The 20,151-nt window shown below is 61.8% G+C and carries 16 protein-coding genes; 2 read left to right on the top strand and 14 right to left on the bottom strand.

Going from position 1 to position 20,151, the window contains the following annotated elements:
- Together VGH41_RS15115 and VGH41_RS15120 are read right to left on the bottom strand one after the other, a co-directional pair.
- Positions 1–631: alcohol dehydrogenase catalytic domain-containing protein (locus tag VGH41_RS15115; RefSeq protein ID WP_331598271.1), on the bottom strand; the 631-nt coding region annotated here is incomplete at its 3' end.
- 201 nt (positions 632–832) lie between these two features.
- Complete coding sequence (locus VGH41_RS15120; RefSeq protein ID WP_331598272.1) at positions 833–1,942, bottom strand: MBL fold metallo-hydrolase; 1,110 nt, start codon at positions 1,940–1,942, stop codon at positions 833–835.
- A gap of 313 nt (positions 1,943–2,255) precedes the next feature.
- Here VGH41_RS15120 and VGH41_RS15125 point away from each other — a divergent pair, with 313 nt between their 5' ends.
- Positions 2,256–3,503 carry an MFS transporter gene (locus tag VGH41_RS15125; protein ID WP_331598273.1) on the top strand — a complete coding sequence of 416 codons (1,248 nt, stop codon included), beginning with the start codon at positions 2,256–2,258 and terminating at the stop codon, positions 3,501–3,503.
- 143 nt (positions 3,504–3,646) lie between these two features.
- Here the strand turns inward: VGH41_RS15125 and VGH41_RS15130 are convergent, their stop codons facing one another.
- Positions 3,647–4,771: a porin gene (locus tag VGH41_RS15130; RefSeq protein ID WP_331598274.1), complete on the bottom strand. Its 1,125-nt coding sequence runs from the start codon at positions 4,769–4,771 to the stop codon at positions 3,647–3,649.
- A 620-nt stretch (positions 4,772–5,391) separates the two neighbouring features.
- On the bottom strand, positions 5,392–6,129 hold the full coding sequence (locus tag VGH41_RS15135; RefSeq protein ID WP_331598275.1) for a response regulator transcription factor: 738 nt from the start codon (positions 6,127–6,129) through the stop codon (positions 5,392–5,394).
- Positions 6,130–6,678: 549 nt separating this feature from the next.
- Between VGH41_RS15135 and VGH41_RS15140 the strand changes: the two genes are divergently transcribed.
- Positions 6,679–7,641, top strand: a complete 963-nt coding sequence (locus VGH41_RS15140; RefSeq protein WP_331598276.1) for a LysR family transcriptional regulator — start codon at positions 6,679–6,681, stop codon at positions 7,639–7,641.
- Between the two features lie 43 nt (positions 7,642–7,684).
- Here VGH41_RS15140 and VGH41_RS15145 read toward each other — a convergent pair whose 3' ends face one another.
- The 10 genes from VGH41_RS15145 to VGH41_RS15190 form a co-directional block, all read right to left on the bottom strand.
- Positions 7,685–8,587, bottom strand: a complete 903-nt coding sequence (locus VGH41_RS15145) for an SMP-30/gluconolactonase/LRE family protein (protein WP_331598286.1) — start codon at positions 8,585–8,587, stop codon at positions 7,685–7,687.
- A gap of 62 nt (positions 8,588–8,649) precedes the next feature.
- A complete protein-coding gene (locus VGH41_RS15150) occupies positions 8,650–9,642 on the bottom strand; it encodes a 3-hydroxyacyl-CoA dehydrogenase (protein WP_331598277.1) in 993 nt (330 codons plus the stop codon).
- A gap of 69 nt (positions 9,643–9,711) precedes the next feature.
- Entirely contained in the window at positions 9,712–11,820 is a 2,109-nt protein-coding gene (locus VGH41_RS15155; RefSeq protein ID WP_331598278.1) for an ABC transporter permease, read from the bottom strand.
- A gap of 83 nt (positions 11,821–11,903) precedes the next feature.
- Positions 11,904–13,418, bottom strand: a complete 1,515-nt coding sequence (locus VGH41_RS15160) for a sugar ABC transporter ATP-binding protein (protein ID WP_331598279.1) — start codon at positions 13,416–13,418, stop codon at positions 11,904–11,906.
- Positions 13,419–13,498: 80 nt separating this feature from the next.
- Positions 13,499–14,626, bottom strand: a complete 1,128-nt coding sequence (locus tag VGH41_RS15165) for a sugar ABC transporter substrate-binding protein (RefSeq protein WP_331598281.1) — start codon at positions 14,624–14,626, stop codon at positions 13,499–13,501.
- 25 nt (positions 14,627–14,651) lie between these two features.
- Positions 14,652–15,401, bottom strand: a complete 750-nt coding sequence (locus tag VGH41_RS15170) for an N-acyl homoserine lactonase family protein (RefSeq protein ID WP_414696661.1) — start codon at positions 15,399–15,401, stop codon at positions 14,652–14,654.
- Positions 15,402–15,450: 49 nt separating this feature from the next.
- Positions 15,451–16,383, bottom strand: a complete 933-nt coding sequence (locus tag VGH41_RS15175) for a 3-keto-5-aminohexanoate cleavage protein (RefSeq protein WP_331598283.1) — start codon at positions 16,381–16,383, stop codon at positions 15,451–15,453.
- 45 nt (positions 16,384–16,428) lie between these two features.
- On the bottom strand, positions 16,429–17,226 hold the full coding sequence (locus VGH41_RS15180) for an SDR family oxidoreductase (RefSeq protein ID WP_331598284.1): 798 nt from the start codon (positions 17,224–17,226) through the stop codon (positions 16,429–16,431).
- A 122-nt stretch (positions 17,227–17,348) separates the two neighbouring features.
- Entirely contained in the window at positions 17,349–18,044 is a 696-nt protein-coding gene (locus VGH41_RS15185) for a GntR family transcriptional regulator (RefSeq protein ID WP_331598287.1), read from the bottom strand.
- 524 nt (positions 18,045–18,568) lie between these two features.
- Positions 18,569–18,898 (bottom strand): DUF4031 domain-containing protein, encoded by a 330-nt coding sequence (locus VGH41_RS15190; RefSeq protein WP_331598285.1) that lies wholly within the window; start codon positions 18,896–18,898, stop codon positions 18,569–18,571.
- Between the last annotated feature and the right edge of the window lie 1,253 nt (positions 18,899–20,151).

The raw sequence follows: 20,151 nt of genomic DNA on the forward strand, positions 1-20,151 counted from the left end.
TCTCCGGTGACGTCGTGATCATCACGACCTGCGCACCGAGCGCCCTGGCAAACTTGACGCCCATATGCCCCAGGCCGCCCAGCCCGATGACGCCCACCTTCTGCCCCGCTCCCACTTTCGCGTAACGCAGCGGCGAGTACGTCGTGATGCCGGCGCACAGCAAGGGCGCGACCGCTTTCAGGTCGAGCTTCGGCGACACCTTCACGACGAAGCGCTGCTCCACCACGATCTGATCCGAGTAGCCGCCAAAGGTTGGCTCTCTGCTACCACGTTCGACGTCGTTGTAAGTCAGCGTCGCACCTTCTTCGCAGTACTGCTCGAGATTTGCATGACAGGAGGCGCAGCGCCGGCACGAATCGACCATACAGCCGACGCCTGCGTAATCGCCCACCTTCAGCTTCGTCACTTCGCTGCCCACCGCGACAACGCGCCCGACGATTTCGTGACCCGGCACCATCGGATACTTCGAATTGTCCCAGTGGTTGCGCGCCTGGTGCAGATCGGAGTGACAAATGCCGGTGTACAGGATTTCGACCCTCACATCGCCCGGCCCCGGATCACGGCGAGAAAAACGAAACGGCACGAGTGGCGAGTCGGCGCTATGAACGGCATAACCACGGGCTTCGAACATGATGATCTCCGGCGGGGTCGTTAAACGAACTAGAACAATATGCGGGGCGACAGCCAGAAGCAAGGTCGAGTTTCCGCATGATTCGCGGACTGATTTTGCACAATCGCGACGCGCGGCAATCTCTCCCGCATGGCCGTTCTTGCGCCCGTGGCGGGTTTCGCAAGACGTTAGCGCTACGTAGCAATGACCAGACGCTGCGAGCTATTCGTTCTCGTCCGACATCGATACGTGCGCGCCGTCGGCACCGGAATCGCGATTCGCGCCTCGCCGTGGCAGCCGGCGGGTCTCGCCGATCGCCAGCATAAAGAAGTCATCGTTCGACAGGCCCGCCGCCGACCGCTCGCGCGCAAGCGAGCGCGGTGGTTCGTCGAGCGCCTCGTCGGTCAGTTCGAAGGTGCCCCAATGGATGCCCAACGATCGCCTCGCGCCAATGTCACGATGGATTTTTACCGCCTCCGCCGGATTCACATGCTGATTGCTCATGAACCAGCGCGGCTCATACGCGCCGATCGGCAGCAGGGCAATATCGAAGCCGCCGCCGTTTTCCGGGCGCTGGCGTTCTGCGAGGTGTTCGCGCAGCCTCGCGAAATCGCGCGAGTAGCCGGTGTCGCCTGCGAAGAACAGATGACAGTCCGGAGCGAGTACGGCAAAACCGCCCCACAGTGTCGACATGCGATCCGTCAACCCGCGCGCCGACCAGTGTTGCGCTGGCGAGAGCATCACGTCGATCATGCCCATTGGTGAAGGCATCTGGTGTGTCTGCCACCAGTCCAGTTCGACCGCCTGCTGGATGCCGCGCCGCGCCAACCAGTCGCGCAGTCCCAGCGGCACCACGAACAACGGCGCACCACCGGTTTGCGCGTACAGCGCATCGACCGTCTGCGCGTCCAGGTGATCGTAGTGGTTATGCGAAATCACGACCAGATCGATATGCGGAAGATCCGCCAACGCCACACCCGGCGGTACATGACGCTTCGGGCCGGCGAAGCGCACCGGCGATGCGCGCTCCGAAAAGACCGGATCGGTCAGCAGCGTGATGCCGCCCAGTTGTGCCAGCACCGTAGCGTGTCCGATCCAGGTTACGGCGGGCAGCATCCCACGGCCTGCCCTGGCATTGGCGTGCAAGAACGCCAGGTCCGGTGCAACGCACGGAATGGGGGCTTGCGGTGCTGGCGGCAGACCGCGCCGTGACGCGTCCCACCGCCAGCGCAACACCTCGGCGAGGCTCTTCGTCACGAACTCGTTCTCAGGATTCTGAAATTTGCCGCCGCGATGATGCGGCTTCGGGATAGCGTCGTCGGGTGCAGTCATAAGCCGGGCGTCCTCGATTCTCGCAGTTTTGGCAGCATCATCTTAGCGGTATATAACAACTCGCGAGCGTGCGGCACGCGCCAGTGCCTCTGCATGAAAAACGCACGCTCCCATACCCCTACGCCACCTGGTACTTTTAACGCTGCGTCGGCAAAGGAATTTCTGCGATGTTATGGTTGCGCTTCCGTCGCAAAGCGTTATCGCATAAGGCTGATCACCGTGCGTTTTCGTTGATGAAACCGATCACGCGCGTGGATTAGTCCCGCAAATCCGACTGACCCCACTCATTGTCCGACCAGGGACAAACAATACTATGTTGGTAGAAAGCAATCTCCCGGCGGGCATGCCTGCGCCGGAGAATAGTGACTCGTCGTCTCTACGCCAATGGCTCGCCGTTGGCGCGGTCATGATTGGTGCATTCGCGTTCGTGACTACGGAATTTTTGCCGGTCGGCTTATTGCCGCATGTCGCCAAAGAACTGGACGTGCTGCCCGGCACTGCGGGACTGATGGTCACGATTCCCGGCATCATTGCCGCCCTCTCCGCGCCGGGACTCATGCTGGGCGCCGGGCGGATGGACCGTCGGCACGTCTTTCTGTTACTCACGGGCTTGCTGCTCGCCTCCAACCTGCTCTCCGCCTTCGCGCCGAATTTTGTCGTGATGCTGTTCGGCCGCGCGCTGCTCGGCGCCGGCCTGGGCGGCTTCTGGACCCTGGCGACAGCCGCCGCCGGCCGGCTCGTCCAGCCCAAAGATGCAGCCAAGGCAACCGCCATGATCCTGACCGGCGTGACCGGCGCCACGGTGATTGGCGTGCCGCTCGGCACGTTCATCGCCAGCTTCGCGTCCTGGCGCGTTTCTTTTATGGCAACCGGCGGACTCGTGGCCGTCGCATTCGTCGCGCAACTGTTGCTGGTTCCTTCGCTGCCATCGGACAAAGCCTTGCGCTTTTCGGACCTGGTCTCGCTGATGCGGCGCCCGTTTGCGCGTCGAAGCATGCTGATGGTCGGACTCGTGTTCGGCGCCCACTTCTCGTCGTACACGTACATCACACCGTTTCTGCTGGGCAACGCCAGTCTGGAAATGAGCACCATCACGTGGTTGCTGCTCGGGTTCGGCATCATCGGCTTCTTCTCAAATTTTGCTGTGTCGAATACGGTTAACCGAAGCCTGAAGGGGTCGGTCGCAGCCATGGTGTCGCTGCTGATGTTCGCGCTGTTGTCGATGCCGCTGCTGCGTCACCTGGAATGGGCGGTGAGCATCGACGTGCTGGCGTGGGGCATCGCCTTCGGTGCACTGCCGCTGTGTTTCAGCGTGTGGATTCAACGCGCAACGCCCGATCTTCCCGAAGCCGGTTCGGCCCTTTTTGTCAGCACGATTCAGGTCGCCATTGCGGTGGGGTCGTCGGTGGGCGGCACGATTGTCGACCACATCGGCATTCCTGCCGACTTTCTGCTGGGCAGTGCGCTGGCACTGCTGGGTCTCGCCGCGCTCGCCAGCTTCGGACGAAGCGCTGCAGAAGCGGCCAGCGAACAGCTGGCGTGTCCTGCGACACCGGAGTAGATGGCGAGCCGCCCGACAAGCCGCGGGCCTCAATAAAAAAAAGGCGCAGTGCCTTTCAGCAATGCGCCAGGACGCGCCTCTCGTGGCAGCGTGAAAAAAGTCGGCAGCTCGGGGTTTTTCAACCCCTCGCTGTCGATACCTCGTTAGAACGAGTGTTGAATGCCCGCGTAAACACCGGTCTGGCTGTGGCCCTGGAGCGGATTCTCGTTGAACGAACCGTTCGAGCTCAGACCACCGGCGCCTTCGTTGTTGGCATCCAGACCGAAGTTGGCCGTCTTGCTGTTGCGCGCGGTTGCGATCTGAATGTCGAGCAACGTCCGCTTGGACAGGTTGTACGAACCGCCAATCGTGTAGATGTTCGCGTTGCCGCCACCGTTGTTCGCGTTGACGTGATACACCGCCGCGATCAGTGCCGCCGCCGGCGTGGCTTGCCACGTCACACCGCCCCATTCCAGGTCGGCCGTGGTCGGTGCGGTCGGCGAGCCAACCGGCGTGGTCACGCCGCCCGAAGTGCGCTCAGCCGTATAAGCGGCTTGCACCTTGAACTGGCCGAGGAACAGGTTGCCGCCGACGAAGTATTCACGCGACGCCGTGAACGGATTGTCGAGCTGGCCCGTGATCGGATCACGAATTTCGTCGTAGATACCGCGAACCTGGAACAACGAGTTGGTGTACGTCAGCTGCAAGCCGTCGGTACGCCCCGTTGCCGCGCCTGCTGCGCCGGCATTGAAGTTGGTCGAATTGCCCAGCCCATATTGGCCGTACATGTCGAAGCCGTCAAACTTGGGCGACTGATACGAAATGTTGTTGCTGGTGTGTTCCCAGTTGCGGCCACGAACCAGCGAAGCCGACGACCAGTTCGACTGACCGAACGGATCGAAGTCCCAGTCGCCGTTGGCGATCTGCAACTGGCGGCCCAACAGCAGCGTACCGAACATATCGTTCGCAAGGCCCACGTTTGCAATCCGGTCGAACAGTGAACCCGCCAGACCCAACGAGCCGTTTGCAGTACTAAACGCCCCTTCTAACTGAAAAACGGCCTTATTACCACCACCCAGGTCCTCAACGCCTTTCAGGCCCCAAAGACTCGTACCCCAGTCGCCACTTTCCTGACGCCAGCGCGACGAGGAGCCCGTACCCGCATTGTTCGGTATCCCATTCATATACTCGATGCCGGCATCCAGGCGGCCGTATAGCGTCACGCTGCTCTGAGCGTGCGCAACCGCCCCGGCCGTCATCAGCGCGGCGGCAAGCAAAGTCCTCTTCATCTTCATCCTCTCCTCCATACCGTGTTAAAGGAAACACCAGTTGCGAACGCGTGCTGCCAGCGCCGACGGCGCCAGGCACGCGTCAATTTTTTTCAGGGGCTTGCACGGAGGGATTACGCAGATTCGTCACGGCTCCTGGGTATTGCACCCGGCTCCGGTCTCCTGTCTGTGATCCGCCCTCTGTGTGGAGCGAAACTACTTTTAAATGGCTCTGTTTTACTACTTTGATTACCAGTCTACCAAAACAGCACAACAATCAATATCGTTTCATACGTGTGTCGACAAAGAGCAACGCAAAGGGATTGAAAGAAAAATCACTTACCGGCAATCAATTCCCCTTGCAATTGCAGGGTAATGCCGCTTTTATAGGCACGTAAAGCTCAAGTTTTTCCGTATCGTGGAGATTAGACAGAAAACCGGAAACAGATGATTATCAAATCAGATAACAATAGGAGTGCGATCGCAATTCCAATGGAGTTGTTGTTTCCAATTCAGGAATATATATTTTCTTTAATTGAAGAGAATCAAAAAGGCACGATACAAAGCAAAGCGCCGCGCTCCACGAGGGAGGGCGGCGCCTGAAGAAATGCTGGGGAGGTATGAGCTATGCGATGCTGCGACTAGCCTGGTACGGCGGCCGGCAGGTGTGGTGATGGCTGCTGGACGGCGTTCAGCGCGCGCTGCCGGCGCACCGGATCCAGCCGATACCCGTAGTTGTAGATAGGCGTGAGGTCATAGTCGGCATCGGCGCGCAATTGCAGCTTCGAGCGGATCGTGGAGACGTGCGCGGTCATGGTGCGGGCATTGATCCGTTCGTCGTGGCGCCAGACCGCGCCCGCAATATAGACGCGCGAGACAGGCCGGGCGAGGTTCCTGAACAGCAGCAAGGCAAGCTGGAACTCTTTCTGGGTCAGCGTGACGCGCGTTCCGTCCACGAGGACCGCGTGCCCGCGCGGCTCGAACTGATAGCGGCCAAATTGCGTCGCGTCGGAGGTCGCATATTGGTCCCACGTCTTGCTGAGCGTGCTTTTGACGGAGGCAATCAGGCCGCGCGCCGAGACCGGCTTGAGAAGCGTAACGTCTGCTTCGCGCGCCAGCCGGCTCAGCTGGCGCTCGTCATTGCCGACGAAAAGCATGGGCCGTTCCGGCCAGAATGTTTGCCCGAGCCGCTCAATCAGCCGCTTGTCGAGCTTCATGCCGTCGCCATCAATAATGGCCAGGTCGGCTTCTTCAACCCAGGGGCTTTCGATCAGTACATCAATTGATTGATAGCCGCGGCAGTGATAACCGCCTTGTCGAAGCGTATTGTTCAACGACCACGAATTATCAGGATCATTTTCGAGTGTCACCAGTTTCATAAGGCCGCCTACCTAAACCAATTTGCAGGCACCATACCTGTAATTGGTGTAGCGTGCAGTTTCGCTGCTGGATTCGCGCCTATTCAAATCCGGCGCCAGGGCCGGTGCCATGGCGCTTAAGCCAATTTAAAGCTCATTATTTCCTTGAATCGAAAACTGTTTTGACGAATATCACGGGAATATGAAAAAACATCATCAAGATACAATGACGCTGTCTGCGCAAGGGCGACTTCGGGGGTTTTCTGCCTGATCGCATTGCAGCGACGCGGTTATAGACGCGGTTGGCCAGGTTGATACTGATCTTCCGCGGTGCGACGTGCGGCCCCCCTTTCACGCCGTGTGGAAGACCGTGCCACCGCGCATTGCGTCCATCTCGCCGGCGCGGTGCCTGCCGCTGGCCTACTGTTCAACCTGTGCGTCCGCGCACTGCATGAGGTTACGCGCACAGACCAGCGCCGCCCCAAAAAAAACCGACAACAACAAACGGCCGTACGCCCGCAGTCACGACGCCGGCCTGCGTCAAACCTTCTCTCTGTAGTCAGGATCCCGATGGACACGTTGGAAAGCATGCGAATGTTCGTGCGAGTGGTAGAGGCCGGCAGCTTCACCAAGGCCGCGGGCCTCGCGTCCGTGACCACGCCTCAGGTCTCGCGCTCGATCACGGATCTGGAGTCGCGGCTGCATACACGCCTGCTCCACCGCACGACCCGGCATATGTCGCTGACCGAAGCCGGCGAGCGCTACCTGCAGCACTGCGAGCAGATCCTGGCCCAGGTCGACCTGGCAGAGGCGGAAGCAGCCGGCGCCGGCGCGCAGCCTTCCGGCAAGTTGCGGGTGCATGGGACGACCAGCTTCGGGCAACATCATCTGGCGCCGCTGATTGCGCGATACAGCAAGCGGTTTCCCGACGTGCTGATCGATCTCGTGCTGGCGCAGCGGGTGCCGGACATCATCGACGAAGGCTTCGATGTCTCGGTCGTGGTGGCGCGAGAACTGGCGGACTCGGCGCTGGTGTCGCAGCGCATCGGCAGCCTCTACACGGTGCTGTGCGCGTCGCCGCGCTATGTGGCGAAGTACGGCGCGCCGGCGCGGATCGCCGACCTCAACAAACACACCTGCCTGCAACTCGTGCTGCCCGATGTTCCGCTCGGACAGTGGCATTTCGAAGCCATGGACGAGCCGGTGTTTCGCCACGTGCGCCCGGCGCCGCTCACGGTCAACGTCTCCGAAGCCCTCGCCGGTACGATTCGCGAAGGTTTGGGAATCGGTCCGCTACCGATTTCGGTGGCGCTGCCCGGCCTGCGCGATGGCAGTCTGGTGCGCGTGCTCTCCGAGCACCGCTTGCGGGCCAACAACATCTACGCGCTGTACGCGTCGAGACGCTACCTGGACGCCAAGATCAAGACGTTCGTGGAGTTTCTGCGCGAGCAGGTGCCGCTCGCGCTGGCTGAACAGGAGCGCGAGCTGATGGAGCTGGGAGATAGCCGGGTCCACGAGCCGTACTCGCTGTGAGGCGGCTCGTGCGGCGCAGGAAGGCGGCAAGGCCCGGTTGCCATCAACCTGCGTAGCGCGGCTCCGGCAGGCCCTTCACTCCGAGCCCGTACACCGCAAATAGTCCGCCTTTGTCTTTCTCTTTCTGCGGAATGCCCCACATCGGCCGGCCCATGGTCGTGACATACAGCACATCCAGGTCCGGACCGCCGAACATCACACTCGTCAGATTGCGCACCGGAAACGGCACCACGCGGTCCAGCCTGCCGTCCGGCGCAAAGCGCAAGATGCGGCCGCCAAACACCAACGCAGTCCAGACGAAGCCTTCCGAATCGACCGTCGCGCCGTCGAAGGTGCCCGCCATCTGACGCGCGGAGGCGAACTCGCGCCGGTTTTTCACGGCACCGGTTTCGATGTCGTAGTCGTACGCGTACATGATCCGGTCGTAGGTGTCGGTAAAGTACAGCGTGCGGTTATCCGGACTCCAGCACGGGCCATTCGAACAACTGATGCCGCCGTCGAGCCGCGTGACTGAGCCATCCCGGTCGAGGCTATACAGTGCGCCGCTGCGCGTGGGCCGCTGGCCACGGTCCGCGTCGTAGCGGTCGTGATCGTACGCCATCGTGCCCGCCACGAAGCGGCCGCGGCGGTCCACCTTGCCGTCGTTGAAGCGGGTTTCCGGTTCGTCGCGTTCAGGGTCGGCAATCAGACGCACGGTCTGTGCATCGAAATCGTAGAAATGCAGGCCGTTCGCCAGCGCAACGATCGCGCCGCCTTGCTCGCGTATCGCCATCGAGCCGATATGCGTGGGGACGAAGTAGCGGCGAATGTCGCTGCCATCGGCGCGGCAGCTCGCAATTTCCGCAGCCGTGCTGTCGATCCAGTACAGCCGCTGCTCGGCGACATCCCACAGCGGCCCTTCGCCGAGATGATTGTTCGCATCCACCAGCAGACGGGTTTCGGTCATCATGGCCTCCTACGGCTATGGTTAATTGACGCCTGGCGCAACAGGCTCGCAAACATCACGCTTCAAAGGGATGCGACTTTCCTGCGATGCGCAAGCAGCGCCATCAGTTGCCGGTCGCGCCAGCGGCTGCGCGTCTCGATCTGCTCGCGCGGCAGCACATCACGCCGTTCCTGGTCGAGCGCGGCGACCACCTTGGGCGACCAGTCGAACGGCTGCGAGGTTTCGGCAATCGCGCGGTAGGTGCCGCCATAACGCCCGCAATAATCGGCGACACCGCCCGGCGCATTGAGGTCGATCGTCTCGAACGGACCCATGAACGCCCAGCGCATGCCAAGGCCGTCGCGCATCACCGTGTCCAGGTCCGCGGCCGACGCATAGCCCTGGGCGTACAAACTCATCGCCTCGTCGAGCAACGCGCCTTGCAGACGATTGAGCAGAAAGCCGGAGATTTCGCGCCGCACCACAACAGGTGTCTGGCCCGCGTCCGCGTAAAGCGCGTGGGCGCGTTGCAGCGTGTCGGCCGAAGTCCAGGGCGCCCCGCACAATTCGACCAGCGGCACGAGCGACGGCGGATTGACCGGATGCGCGACCAGACAACGCGCGCGCCCCCCAATCCCTTCCGTGAACGACGATGCGGGCAAGCCCGATGTCGAACTGGCGAGCAGTGCATCCGGCGGCGCGAGACGGTCGAGCTCCGCAAACATCTGCCGTTTCGCCTCGACCACCTCGGCAATGTTTTCCTGCACCAATGCGACGTCGCGCACGGCGTCGGCCAATTCGGCCACGAGCGTGATGCGTGCGACGACCTGCGCCGGCGCCTCCTCGAGCAAGCCGAACTCCGCGAGATCGGCGGCGCTGTCCTGTAACGCGGGCAATGCCGCCTCGAGCGCCGCGGCTTCGGCGTCGTGCAAACGCACGTCGAAGCCCGCCCGCGCAAACACGATCGCCCACGCCCGGCCTATGCGGCCCGCGCCGATGACGGCCACCGGGCGCCGGTTCCGCAGCGAATCATCACGAGCGACCCGTCCGGCACGTACGGCTGCATCATTCGTCATCAAGCGTCTCCTGAGCGTGTTCTTACGTAGGCATTCGAATACTCGGGCATTCGGATAGGTGCGTCTTCGTCATGCCTTGCGGTCGCGCAGCGTAATCACCGCGGCCAGCACGACCAGTCCATTGATGATGTCGCGCACCGCCGGCGGCACCGTGGTTCCGGCAAGCAGCGTACCGAGTGCCGTCAACAGCAAGGCACCGCCGAACACGCCCAGATAGTGGCCCCGTCCGCCCGTAATCAGCGCGCCGCCTACCACGACGATTGCGATCGACGGCAGCAGGTACGGATCGCCCATGCCGAGAAACGCCTGATTGCTGAATCCGGCCAGCAGCAGTCCGACCAGCGCCGAGCAGAAACCGGAGAGGCAGTACACCGCGATCAGCGTGGCACCCACCCGCACGCCCGAGAGTTTCGCGGCGATCGGCGAATTGCCGACCGCGTACACGCGCCGGCCAAACGCGGTCCGGTGCAACAGCAGCAACGCCAGCGCGAGAAACAGCGGCACGCACCAGGCCGCCGGTGAAAGCGGGCCAAGCTGTCCGTTCGTGAAGGCGCTCAATGCAGGCGGTGCCCAACCCTGCGGCGAGCCGTTGCAATAGATCAGCGTCATGCCCTGCAAGAGCCCGTTGGCGGCCAGCGTCACGACGATCGGCGGCAAACCCAGCACCACTACGCCGAGTCCATTGAACAGGCCAACCAGCACGCCCACCACCAGCACGAGTGGAATCGCCCACAGCGCATCGACATTGATGCCATGAGTGAGACCCGTGAGCAGCACGCCCGCCATCGTGATCAACCACGGCACGGAAAGATCGAGGCCGCCGGTCAGAATCACGGCGCCCTGCCCCAGGCCCAGCACCGCGAGAAACAGCGTGAGCGTGAGCAGACTGCTCATGAAATTGCCGCTGACGAGCACGCGTGGCCCATACACGACGCCCGTCACTGCCAGCACGCCAACGAACAGCAGATACGCCGGCAGGATGTATTTGACCCACTCGCGATTGCGCTCGATCCAGTCCGCAACAGGCCGCCCCTTCAGTTCGGTGTTCTCGATAGGCCTGAACTCCTCGACCTCGAACGCGACCTGCCGCGCACGGCCGTCTTGCACCCGCGAGCCGCTGCGCCACGCGCGCAGGCATTGGCCGAGATAGCGCACCGCATGATGCGCCGCCGAGTGTCTGCCAAGCGACGAACCCAGCACCGCGAGAATCAGGATCACGGCTTCGGCGATGGTCGTGAAGAATGCCGAAACGTTCAGGACGAGCAGAATGTTGACGGTGATCATCAGCGTCATCGCAGCGAATACGGTGCCGACACAACCACCGCGGCCGCCACCGAGCAGCGTCCCGCCCAGCACCACCGCCGTAAACATCGACAGCAACAGCGGCCTTCCAACCAGCGGATCAGCCGAACCCGTCTGCGCAGACACATACAATCCGGCCAGCGCATAGAACGCACCGGCGAGCGCGTAGGTCGCAATCCGGTAACGCGTGACGGGCATGCCGTTCGCGTAGGCGCTGTCCGGATCGCTACCGAGTGCATACAGACCCACCCCGAAGCGCGTTTGCCGGATCAGCCACCACACCACGAGCGCTGCGATCAGGATGCCGGCCGCCATCGGCAGCTTGTTCGGAATCAGATCCGCGGTGACGAAGTTGACGAACTGGTCGCCCACGGTGCCGCCGGGCTTGTTCTGGATCAGCAGTGTGAGCCCCTGCACCATGAACATCGTGGCCAGCGTGACGACGATCGACTGGAGCCGGAACCACGCAATCAATGCGCCATTGACGAAGCCGATGCCGGCGCCAATCGCCACGATCAACGCCACGCCGCCCCACTGTTCGAGCGGCGAACCCACCACGAAGCGCACCGCCAGCACGTTGGTGAGCGAGACGACCGCCGACGCCGACAGATCGAAGCCCCCCGTCAGTATCACGATGGTCTGGCCGATTGCCGCCAACGCCAGTGTCGTCGCACTGGAAATGACCGAGCCGATGTCGTAAAGCCCGACGGGTGTCGCGGACAGCGACACCCACGCCGCCACCATGGCGAGCAGTGCGGCAAACGCGATGAGCAAGCCGCGATGCCGGTCGAGACGTGCGCCAAACGCATGGTTCGGAGCGCCGCGCTCAGCGTCGCTGTCGGGTGGCGCCACTGTATGGTTCAGGATGGTCTTCACTGCTGAGTCCTCACCGCTGTGAATCGTTGCGTTGCCTGATGGCGAAACTAATGACGAAGCTGCTGCACGGCACGATTGCCGCGCTAACTCGCAAGCATCTTGCGCATCACGTTTTCTTCCGTGAGCGCATCGCCGGACAGTGCGGCGACATTTCGGCCGCGATACACAACCGACACGCGGTCGCATACGTTGACCAGTTCCGGCACGTCAGTCGAATAGAACAGCACCGCGCCGCCCGCTTTTGCAAACGCTCGCATCAACACGAAAATCTGATGCTTGGTGCCCACGTCGATACCGCGCGTCGGATCGAACATCAGCCACACGCGGCTTTGCGTCAGCAGCCATTTCGCCATGGCGATCTTCTGCTGATTACCGCCGGAAAACGACAGGCACGGTTTATAGAGCGCGCGCGGGTTGACTTCCATCTGCGCAAGTGAGCGTGCAATCGCGGCGCGTTCACGCTTGCGGTTGATCAGCCCAAAGTGAGTAAAGCGCCCAATCACCGGCAGCGACACGTTATCGCCGCCTGGCAGGCGTAGAAACAGCCCTTCGGTCTTGCGGTCTTCGGGCAGGAAACTCATGGACACGCCGCTCTTTAGCGAGTCTGCGGTCGAAGTCAGCGTGACCGGCTTGCCGTCTACGCGGATCTGGCCCGCATCGATAAACTCCGCGCCGAACAGCGCCTGAAACAGTTCGCGCTGCCCCATGCCTTGCAGCGCCGCAATGCCGTGGACTTCACCCGGCTGCAGTGTCAGATCGAAGCCGTTGACTGTGCCGTCGATGCGAATATCGGTAGCTTCCAGCGCGGGCACCGACGGTGACGCGGCAAGCACGACCGGTTCTTTCGGCGGGTATTTGGCATCGAGCGAGCGGCCGATGACGAGGCGGATCACTTCGTCATCCGAGATATCCGCCGCATCGAATGCACCGACATCGCGGCCATTGCGATAAATCGTCAGGCTGTCGCAGAACTCGCGTACCTCCTGCATCCGATGTGTAATGAACACGAACGTGACGCCGCGCGCCTTGAGGGTTTCGATGCGCCGCGCAAGCCACGCCACGTCGCGTCCGGACAGCGCCGAGGTCGGCTCGTCCAGCAACAGCACGTCGGGTTCGCGGATAATCGCCTTGGCGATTTCAATCTTCTGCCGCACGGGCAGCGCGAGATCGCCGACAAACGCGCCAGGCCGCACGTCGGTCAGTTCCAGGTCTTCGAGCCATTGCGCGGTCATCCGTTGCGCTTCGCCGCGCCGGATGCGCCCGAACCAGCCGGTCGGCTCGTACGACATCAACAGGTTCTGCGCCACCGTCAGATCGCGCACCAGGGTCATTTCCTGAAACGCCGTCTGCACACCGGCACGGTGCGCATCTTTCGGCCCGCGCATCTGCACTTCGTTACCCATGATCGCGATGCTGCCCGCGTCCGGTTGCAGCAAACCCGACAACAGCTTGACGGTGGTCGACTTGCCCGCGCCGTTCTCGCCGAGCAGCGCATGCACCGCACCGCGCTTCACATGAAACGATGCGCCATCGAGCGCAACGGTCGCACCGAAACGCTTGGTGACCTTCGACAGTTCGACTGCATAGCCGGTAGTCATCCGTGTCCTCCAGTGGATCATCCGGTCCGGCTCGCATTGCTGCGCAAGCCGGCTCGGCGAAGTGCTTCAGGTGAGTCGCGTCAGTCCGGTTTGCCGGTCAACGCCGCGTTAAAGCCGACCTCTTTGGTCTCGTCCGAGTAGATGTCCGCAAACCATCCCGGCGGCACCTTGTCGGGCGGGAACGCAGTACAGCCCGCTTTCAGTTCGTCGATCGAGCCGGTTGCGCAAAGCTTGGCGTGCTCGGTATCCGTGAGCGGCAATTTCAGCGTCACGTGGCTCGGAAAGTCCTTGCCGTCCAGCTTGGCCACCACGAGCTTCAACGCATAGGCGCCCGAGTACGGCGGCGAGCCGTACGAGATGGACCGGTAGCCGATCGCGCGATAGCTGCCGCTGCCCTTGACCGACCCGGCTGGCAGCATCTGCACACGGTGGCCATTCGACGATTCGCCCGCACACGGTCGGATCTTGTCGTCGGGAATGCCGGCTTCGAGCTGCATCGACGCCGCCGTGAAGCAGCCGACCTGCATCCACAGACCGTCGATCTTGTCCCAGCTATTGGTGGCGAGAATCTTCGACAGTTCGGTTTTCGCGGTCGCCTGACTCCACATGCCGACACCTTCCGCGACGATCTTGATGCCCGGATACTTTGCGAACACTTCCTTCGCTGCCTCGGTCCGCGCGCGGTCGACCGAGGTGCCCGGCACGCCGGTGATGATCACCACGTTACCCTTGCCGTTGATGGTCTTCGCGAGCCATTCGGCGGTGACGCGGCCGGCCTCATGCTGATCGATGGTGATGTTGTGCGCGCACGGCTCGGTGACTTCACCGTCGTAGGCGGCCACGATCACGCCCTTCGAGCAGGCATTCTTGATCGCGCGGTTCAGGGCCGTCGGCGAGATCGGGTAGATGACGATGGCCTTCGCGCCGGCCTGCACCATCGAGTTGATCTGCTGGATCTGTTTTTGCGCATCGGTGCCGGCTACCTGCACTTCGAGGTCGACCTTGTCGCGCAACTCGGGGGTTTGCGACATTGCCTTGACCATGTTCGCGGCTTCGGTTTGCCAGTCGTTGCCGACGTAGCTCATCGACAGGAACACCTTGTACTTGCCTGCGGCGGAGGCACTTCCGGGCACGGCCAGCGCGCTGACGCATGCGGCAGCGAGCAGAAGTCTGCCCGCCTGATGCATCCAATGGATGATACGGTTCATGTCTTCCTCCAAACGGTATTTGTGTTTATTGGCTTTCGACGTGCGGCAAGCGGGCTGACGGCGGTAAGGCCAGGCCCATGGAACCAGGCACGACGTTCGGGTCGTGACCGGGGACGACAAAATCGGCAATCTGGCGAATGCGGCGCAGCGACGCGAGCTCCGCAGCGGTTTCATACACGATGCCGACCGGCACCGCGTCGACGATGTTCTCCAGGCAGTTCGCGCAATCGCCTGCAATCACGACTACGCCGTCGGCGGTCTCCACTGCAATTGACTGGTGGCCGGGCGTATGACCGGGTGTCGGCACCACGCGCACGCCGGGCACGATGTCCGCAATGCCGTTGACGAACTGCCAGCGGAAATACGCCAGCGGCTCGCGGCCCAGCAGGAATTCCTGGTAGTACGTGGCTTGCGTCGGCAGCGGGCGGCCCGCGTATTCCCACTCGGCGTATTGCACGACAAAGCGCGCGTTACGAAACAGCGTGTTGCCGCCCGAGTGGTCATAGTGAAGATGCGTGTTGATGACAATGTCCACATCGTCCGCGCTCCAGCCCACGTACTCCTTCAGCGCGCGTTCGAGGCGCTCTTCCGGGGCCTGTTCGCACGGACAGACGAAACTGCTGACCCACGCCGGATCATGAATCCCCGTATCGACGACGATTTTCTTGCTCGCGCCGACAATCGCCGTGGACCACACCGGCACGCGGATCGACTGGCCGAAATAGCGCCCATAGACCTGCGACGAACGATCGACCGTCAGCCAGCCGGTCGGCATTGCGACAACCTTGAGTGGAGAAGGACTCACGGTATGCTCCCGGCACGGTTTAGAAGTTGACCTCGCTCGCGCCCTTCAGGCCGAGCATGGCGCGTGCCTCGGCTGGCGTAGCGATATCCAGCGACAATCCTTCGATCACCTGACGAATTTTCACGACCTGCGCCGCGCTCGATTCGGCCAGCTTGCCCGCGGAGATCCACAGTGAATCTTCAAGGCCGACGCGCACGTTCGAACCCTGCGCCACGCCCATGGTTGCGAGCGGAATCTGATTGCGTCCGGCACCGAGGATCGACCAGACGTAGTCTTTTCCGAACAGCCTGTCCGCGGTGCGGCGCATATGCATCAGGTCTTCGGGATGGCCACCGATGCCGCCCAGCAGTCCGAACACGCTCTGGATAAAAAACGGCGGCTTGGCGAGTTTGCGCTCGACGAAGTGCGCGAGGTTATACAGATGCGAAATGTCGTAGCACTCGTACTCGAAACGCGTGCCGTTTGCGCCGCACGAAGTGAGGATGTATTCGATATCGGCGAAGGTATTCTTGAAGATCAGGTCGCGGCTGTTTTCGAGGTGCTGGCGCTCCCAGTCGTGCTTGAATTCCTTGAAGCGATCGAGCATGGGATAGAGGCCGAAGTTCATCGAACCCATGTTGAGCGACGCGACTTCCGGCTTGAAGAAATGCGCGGGACGCAGCCGTTCTTGCACGGTCATGTGCGGGCTGCCGCCGCTCGTGATATTGATCACGGCATCCGTATTCGCCTTGATTTGCGGCAGAAACTGCGAGAAGACCGCCGGGTCCTGGGTGGGGCGGCCGTCGTTCGGGTCGCGTGCGTGCAGATGCAGAATAGCGGCACCTTCGCGGGCCGCCGCAAGCGCCGCGTCTGCGATCTGTTGCGGCGTCACCGGCAGGAACGGCGACATCGACGGCGTGTGAATCGCGCCGGTCGGCGCGCAGGTGATGATGACTTTACGGGTAGTAGCCACGGGAGAGTCCTCTAGCAGGTCATAAGATCGAAAGCGTTGCCGGTATCACAACACTTCGACGTTGCCGCACACCGAAATCGCCTGGCCGGAAATGCCGCTGCCGCCGGGCGAACATAGAAACAGCGCAGTCGCCGCGACTTCTTCCGGTGTCGTCATGCGACGCAAAGAGATTTTTTCGAGGTACTGTGCTTCCATCGCGTCGTAGCTCAAGCCAAGCTGTTCCGCGCGCGCGGCAATCACTCGCTGGATACGCGGGCCACGCACGATGCCCGGCTGTATGGCATTGACGCGGATGCCCTGCGGACCGAGCTCGATGGCGAGACTCTTGGTCAAGCCGACCACGGCCCATTTGGTGGCGGAATACGGCGTGCGGTACGCATAGCCCAGGCGCCCCGCGACGGACGACAACGCGATGATCGAACCGCCATCCGGCGAGGCGCGCAGCAACGGCACCGCACGGCGCGCGAAATAGAACTGCGCATTGAGGTTGATGGAGATCGTGCGCTCCCACTCGGCGGCATCCATTGCGTCGATTCCGCCGGTCGGCCCCGCGATACCCGCGTTATTGACCAGCACGTCGAGACCGCCAAGCCTCTGTTCGAGGTCCGCGAAGACGCGTGCGACCGCGCTTTCGTCTGACACGTCGGCGAGCGTGCTGCTGATGCTCTGGCTGGTTTCGTCGGCGCGCAATGCGTCGATGGCTTCGGCGCTCGCGTCGCAAACATGGACCCTGGCGCCGGTTTCGACGAAGGCCTTCGCAATCACGAGGCCAATGCCGGAAGCGCCACCGGTAATCAGCACGCGCAGGCCGGCGCGCGGTTTCAGCATCTGCAAGACAGTCATGTGTGTCGTCTCCGTTTTGTTCGTCCGGCTGCCTGCGTGGGCAACCTGTACTACTCAACCGGGTACTGCCTGTGTTACGCGCTCTTTGCGGCTTGCGGCTTGCGGCCCTCGAGCGAGCGCGGCTAGCGCGCTGCCTGTTGCGGCGATTCGAGCATCGCTTGTGCCTGCAGCCGCTCGCTGAGATCCTGCGCAGCCTCGCCGATGTCCTGTGCAATGCCCGCGCGGGCGCCCACGCCATCGCGACGCCACAGCGCGTCGACGATGATGCGGTGCGCCACCATCGAGCGGCGCATGTGCGGAACATCGGGCGCAACCAGGTTCAAAAACGGGCCAATGCGCATCCACAGGTTCTGGATGGTCGCGAGCGTCAGTTCGCTCGCGCCGTGCGTATAGATGCCGGTGTGGAACGCGAAATTGCTGTGCAGATACTGCGTGACGTCGCCGGCTTCCACGTGGGCATCCATCTCGTCATAGATGCGCTGCACATATTGCAGATGCACATTGGTCATGCGCGCGGCGGCCCGTTCGGCCACACAGCCTTCCAGCGCGATACGCACGTCGCGAAGTTCTTCGAGCAGGTCGAGCGTCATGGGCGGGACCATCAAAGCGCGGCCCGGGCCGTCGATCAGCGCGCCTTCGGCTTGCAACCGCGTGAGCGCGCCGCGCACCGGCATGGTCGAGGAGCCGACGGCCTCGGCGACGACGCGCAGGCTCAACGGCTGACCCGGCGCGAAGCGACCGCTCATGATTGCCTCGCGCAACTGCTGATAGACCTTGCCGGCCATCGTTTCGCGCGCCACGGCTTCCAGCGCGGGCATGACGTGAGGGTTTGAACGTGTTGCCAATTGAGGTTCCTGTTGCGCTCAGATCGTCGTCGCTGTGACGTGTGATCACAGTGGTACTAAGTGTGATCACACCTGAGGGTGAAGTCAACGGAAATGGGGGTAGGGGAAAACGCCAGGGCAGTCTGGTTGCGGACGACGGGATTGCAGACGAGGGCTTGCCGAAGTTGGTCGTGCGGGTTTAGGGCGCCCGCGACGTGACCAGAGCGCGGTGGCGCGTATGTATCTAAAGACGCTGCCGGCGCCGGCTTGAATCGCATTTCCAGGGCTGGAGACGCGTGCTTTTTGGGGGGGACCACGGAAATGAATCCCGGATCGAGCGCCGGTTACCGTGGCTCGGCGCCCTCACCTGCCCATCGACGGATGCAGCGATCGATGGGTCGGCCTCAGGCTCACGTTGCCGCGCTGTCGCAGCTGGCAATGCTCGATCCGTTGATATTGGGCTTCAGTGATACCCATCACTCAACCATTCGCTCAACTGCAGTGAGCGCGAACACGCCCTAGTCCGCAACCGGCATTGGCATGTTCGAGACATTGACCGTGATGCGCGCCAGAAGTCGCTCGGCCTCCTTGTTCTTAAGGCGCCGTGCGCCGGCAGCGACAGCTTTCGCCCGCACGTCGGGGCGAATCCAGTAGTACGGCGCACCGTTCGGCGTGAAGGTGCCGTCGGCCGAGCGTGCAGGGATCCATGAGGCGGGATCAAGTCCGATTTGCGAGGCCATTGCAAACAGCGCATCGGGCGTCGGATCGTCCGAGAAGAGCCGGCAATGTTGGGCTTGCGGACCGCGAGCGCTCCACGCGCCGCTTTTCAATTCGTCTACGTAAATCATGATGATGGGCTAACGTAATGTAAGTTTTGCGAGCGTCGGACACATACAGCCGACGCTCACCAAAATGCGGGCAAGCTCGATGTGCGCTTCACTCGCTTCTTCGGCGACCACGCGCTTGCATCCGGACTGTTGAAGCAAGCCGCAGCAGAATCGTTGTCGGCCACCCGAAGGTCATGCCAAAGCGGCATTTGCAGAGGCGATGGTGTGAGTTGGGCGGACCTTCAACTGCGTCCTTTCTCATCGTAGCAAAAGATAGCCCACTCGATGTGAATCTGAACGGGCGCATTCGGCGCACTCAACGTCGCTCTGTTCGTCGATTGCGTGTCGACTGAGGGAGTCGACTGTGCAAACGCGGGTGCTGCCGCCAAGGTTCCAGCAAATGCCATTGCGCTCGCCGAGTATTTCATCCGCAATATCCGCAAGTGCGCAGAGTGTACGACCGATTCCTCAAGCGTTGGCTGTTGGCAGATCGGTCAAGCGAAAGCGTAGCCGATCGCGTCTGGCGGGTCGATTGTCGAAGTGTGAAAATAAATTCATCTAGAGGAATGCGGAAAACTTGGGCTTTGAAAATGGAGATGTTTTGGAAATGGGGGTGCTTTGGAACAGGGACCGAAAGCGGGCCGGAGAACTCTCTTGTCGTCATCATTCACCGACTGCAAATTTCTTGACGTCAATTTGTTGTTCGTAAAGACCTATTGGAACTTTGGGACCTTTTTTTCTCGACGACGTACGATGTAGACCTGCTATCTCCAACCGGTCAGGAGATACTTCGCGAATGTGTTTTAGCGCAATTGGCAGGGAACCTCGATAGGAGTGGAAATTGACTTGTCGGTTATGGGCTGAGACCGAGCATGACCCGGTCGATCCGAGGCGAAAACCAAAGACGCCTCGATTCTCGTGCCCGCAAGTTGTGTCGGGCACGCTGCGAATGATCATTATCGATATTGGCGCCCGTGCGGCCTGGGTCGTCCTGGAGTCGACGGCCGTGTTGTGCGACTTCAGCGAGCCACTGCGGGTTGCGTGGGGCGGTAAACGCCGATTTCGGTCAGTCGACACGGGCGAGTCGATCGCTGACAATCGCAGCCTCGGGGTCGGATTCCGACGGGGCTCCTAGCAGGTTGCGATCCGAAGTGAACGATGAATCAAAACGCAAAAAGGCAAAAGAACGAAGCTTCCATTCGCTGCTAACGGTACTAAGAATGCGCCATTTTCCCGATAACCTTGGTCTTGAAACTGATCTATTGCTGCACTCG

Source organism: Paraburkholderia sp., assembly GCF_036488795.1.
Lineage (GTDB): Bacteria > Pseudomonadota > Gammaproteobacteria > Burkholderiales > Burkholderiaceae > Paraburkholderia.

Bases quoted from the DNA above. Each gene is read 5' to 3' on its own strand.
- VGH41_RS15120 (WP_331598272.1), bottom strand. From the start codon at position 1,942: ATGACTGCACCCGACGACGCTATCCCGAAGCCGCATCATCGCGGCGGC.
- VGH41_RS15125 (WP_331598273.1), top strand. From the start codon at position 2,256: ATGTTGGTAGAAAGCAATCTCCCGGCGGGCATGCCTGCGCCGGAGAAT.
- VGH41_RS15130 (WP_331598274.1), bottom strand. From the start codon at position 4,771: ATGAAGAGGACTTTGCTTGCCGCCGCGCTGATGACGGCCGGGGCGGTT.
- VGH41_RS15135 (WP_331598275.1), bottom strand. From the start codon at position 6,129: ATGAAACTGGTGACACTCGAAAATGATCCTGATAATTCGTGGTCGTTG.
- VGH41_RS15140 (WP_331598276.1), top strand. From the start codon at position 6,679: ATGGACACGTTGGAAAGCATGCGAATGTTCGTGCGAGTGGTAGAGGCC.
- VGH41_RS15145 (WP_331598286.1), bottom strand. From the start codon at position 8,587: ATGACCGAAACCCGTCTGCTGGTGGATGCGAACAATCATCTCGGCGAA.
- VGH41_RS15150 (WP_331598277.1), bottom strand. From the start codon at position 9,642: ATGACGAATGATGCAGCCGTACGTGCCGGACGGGTCGCTCGTGATGAT.
- VGH41_RS15160 (WP_331598279.1), bottom strand. From the start codon at position 13,418: ATGACTACCGGCTATGCAGTCGAACTGTCGAAGGTCACCAAGCGTTTC.
- VGH41_RS15165 (WP_331598281.1), bottom strand. From the start codon at position 14,626: ATGAACCGTATCATCCATTGGATGCATCAGGCGGGCAGACTTCTGCTC.
- VGH41_RS15170 (WP_414696661.1), bottom strand. From the start codon at position 15,401: ATGCCGACCGGCTGGCTGACGGTCGATCGTTCGTCGCAGGTCTATGGG.
- VGH41_RS15180 (WP_331598284.1), bottom strand. From the start codon at position 17,226: ATGACTGTCTTGCAGATGCTGAAACCGCGCGCCGGCCTGCGCGTGCTG.
- VGH41_RS15185 (WP_331598287.1), bottom strand. From the start codon at position 18,044: ATGCCCGCGCTGGAAGCCGTGGCGCGCGAAACGATGGCCGGCAAGGTC.
- VGH41_RS15190 (WP_331598285.1), bottom strand. From the start codon at position 18,898: ATGATTTACGTAGACGAATTGAAAAGCGGCGCGTGGAGCGCTCGCGGT.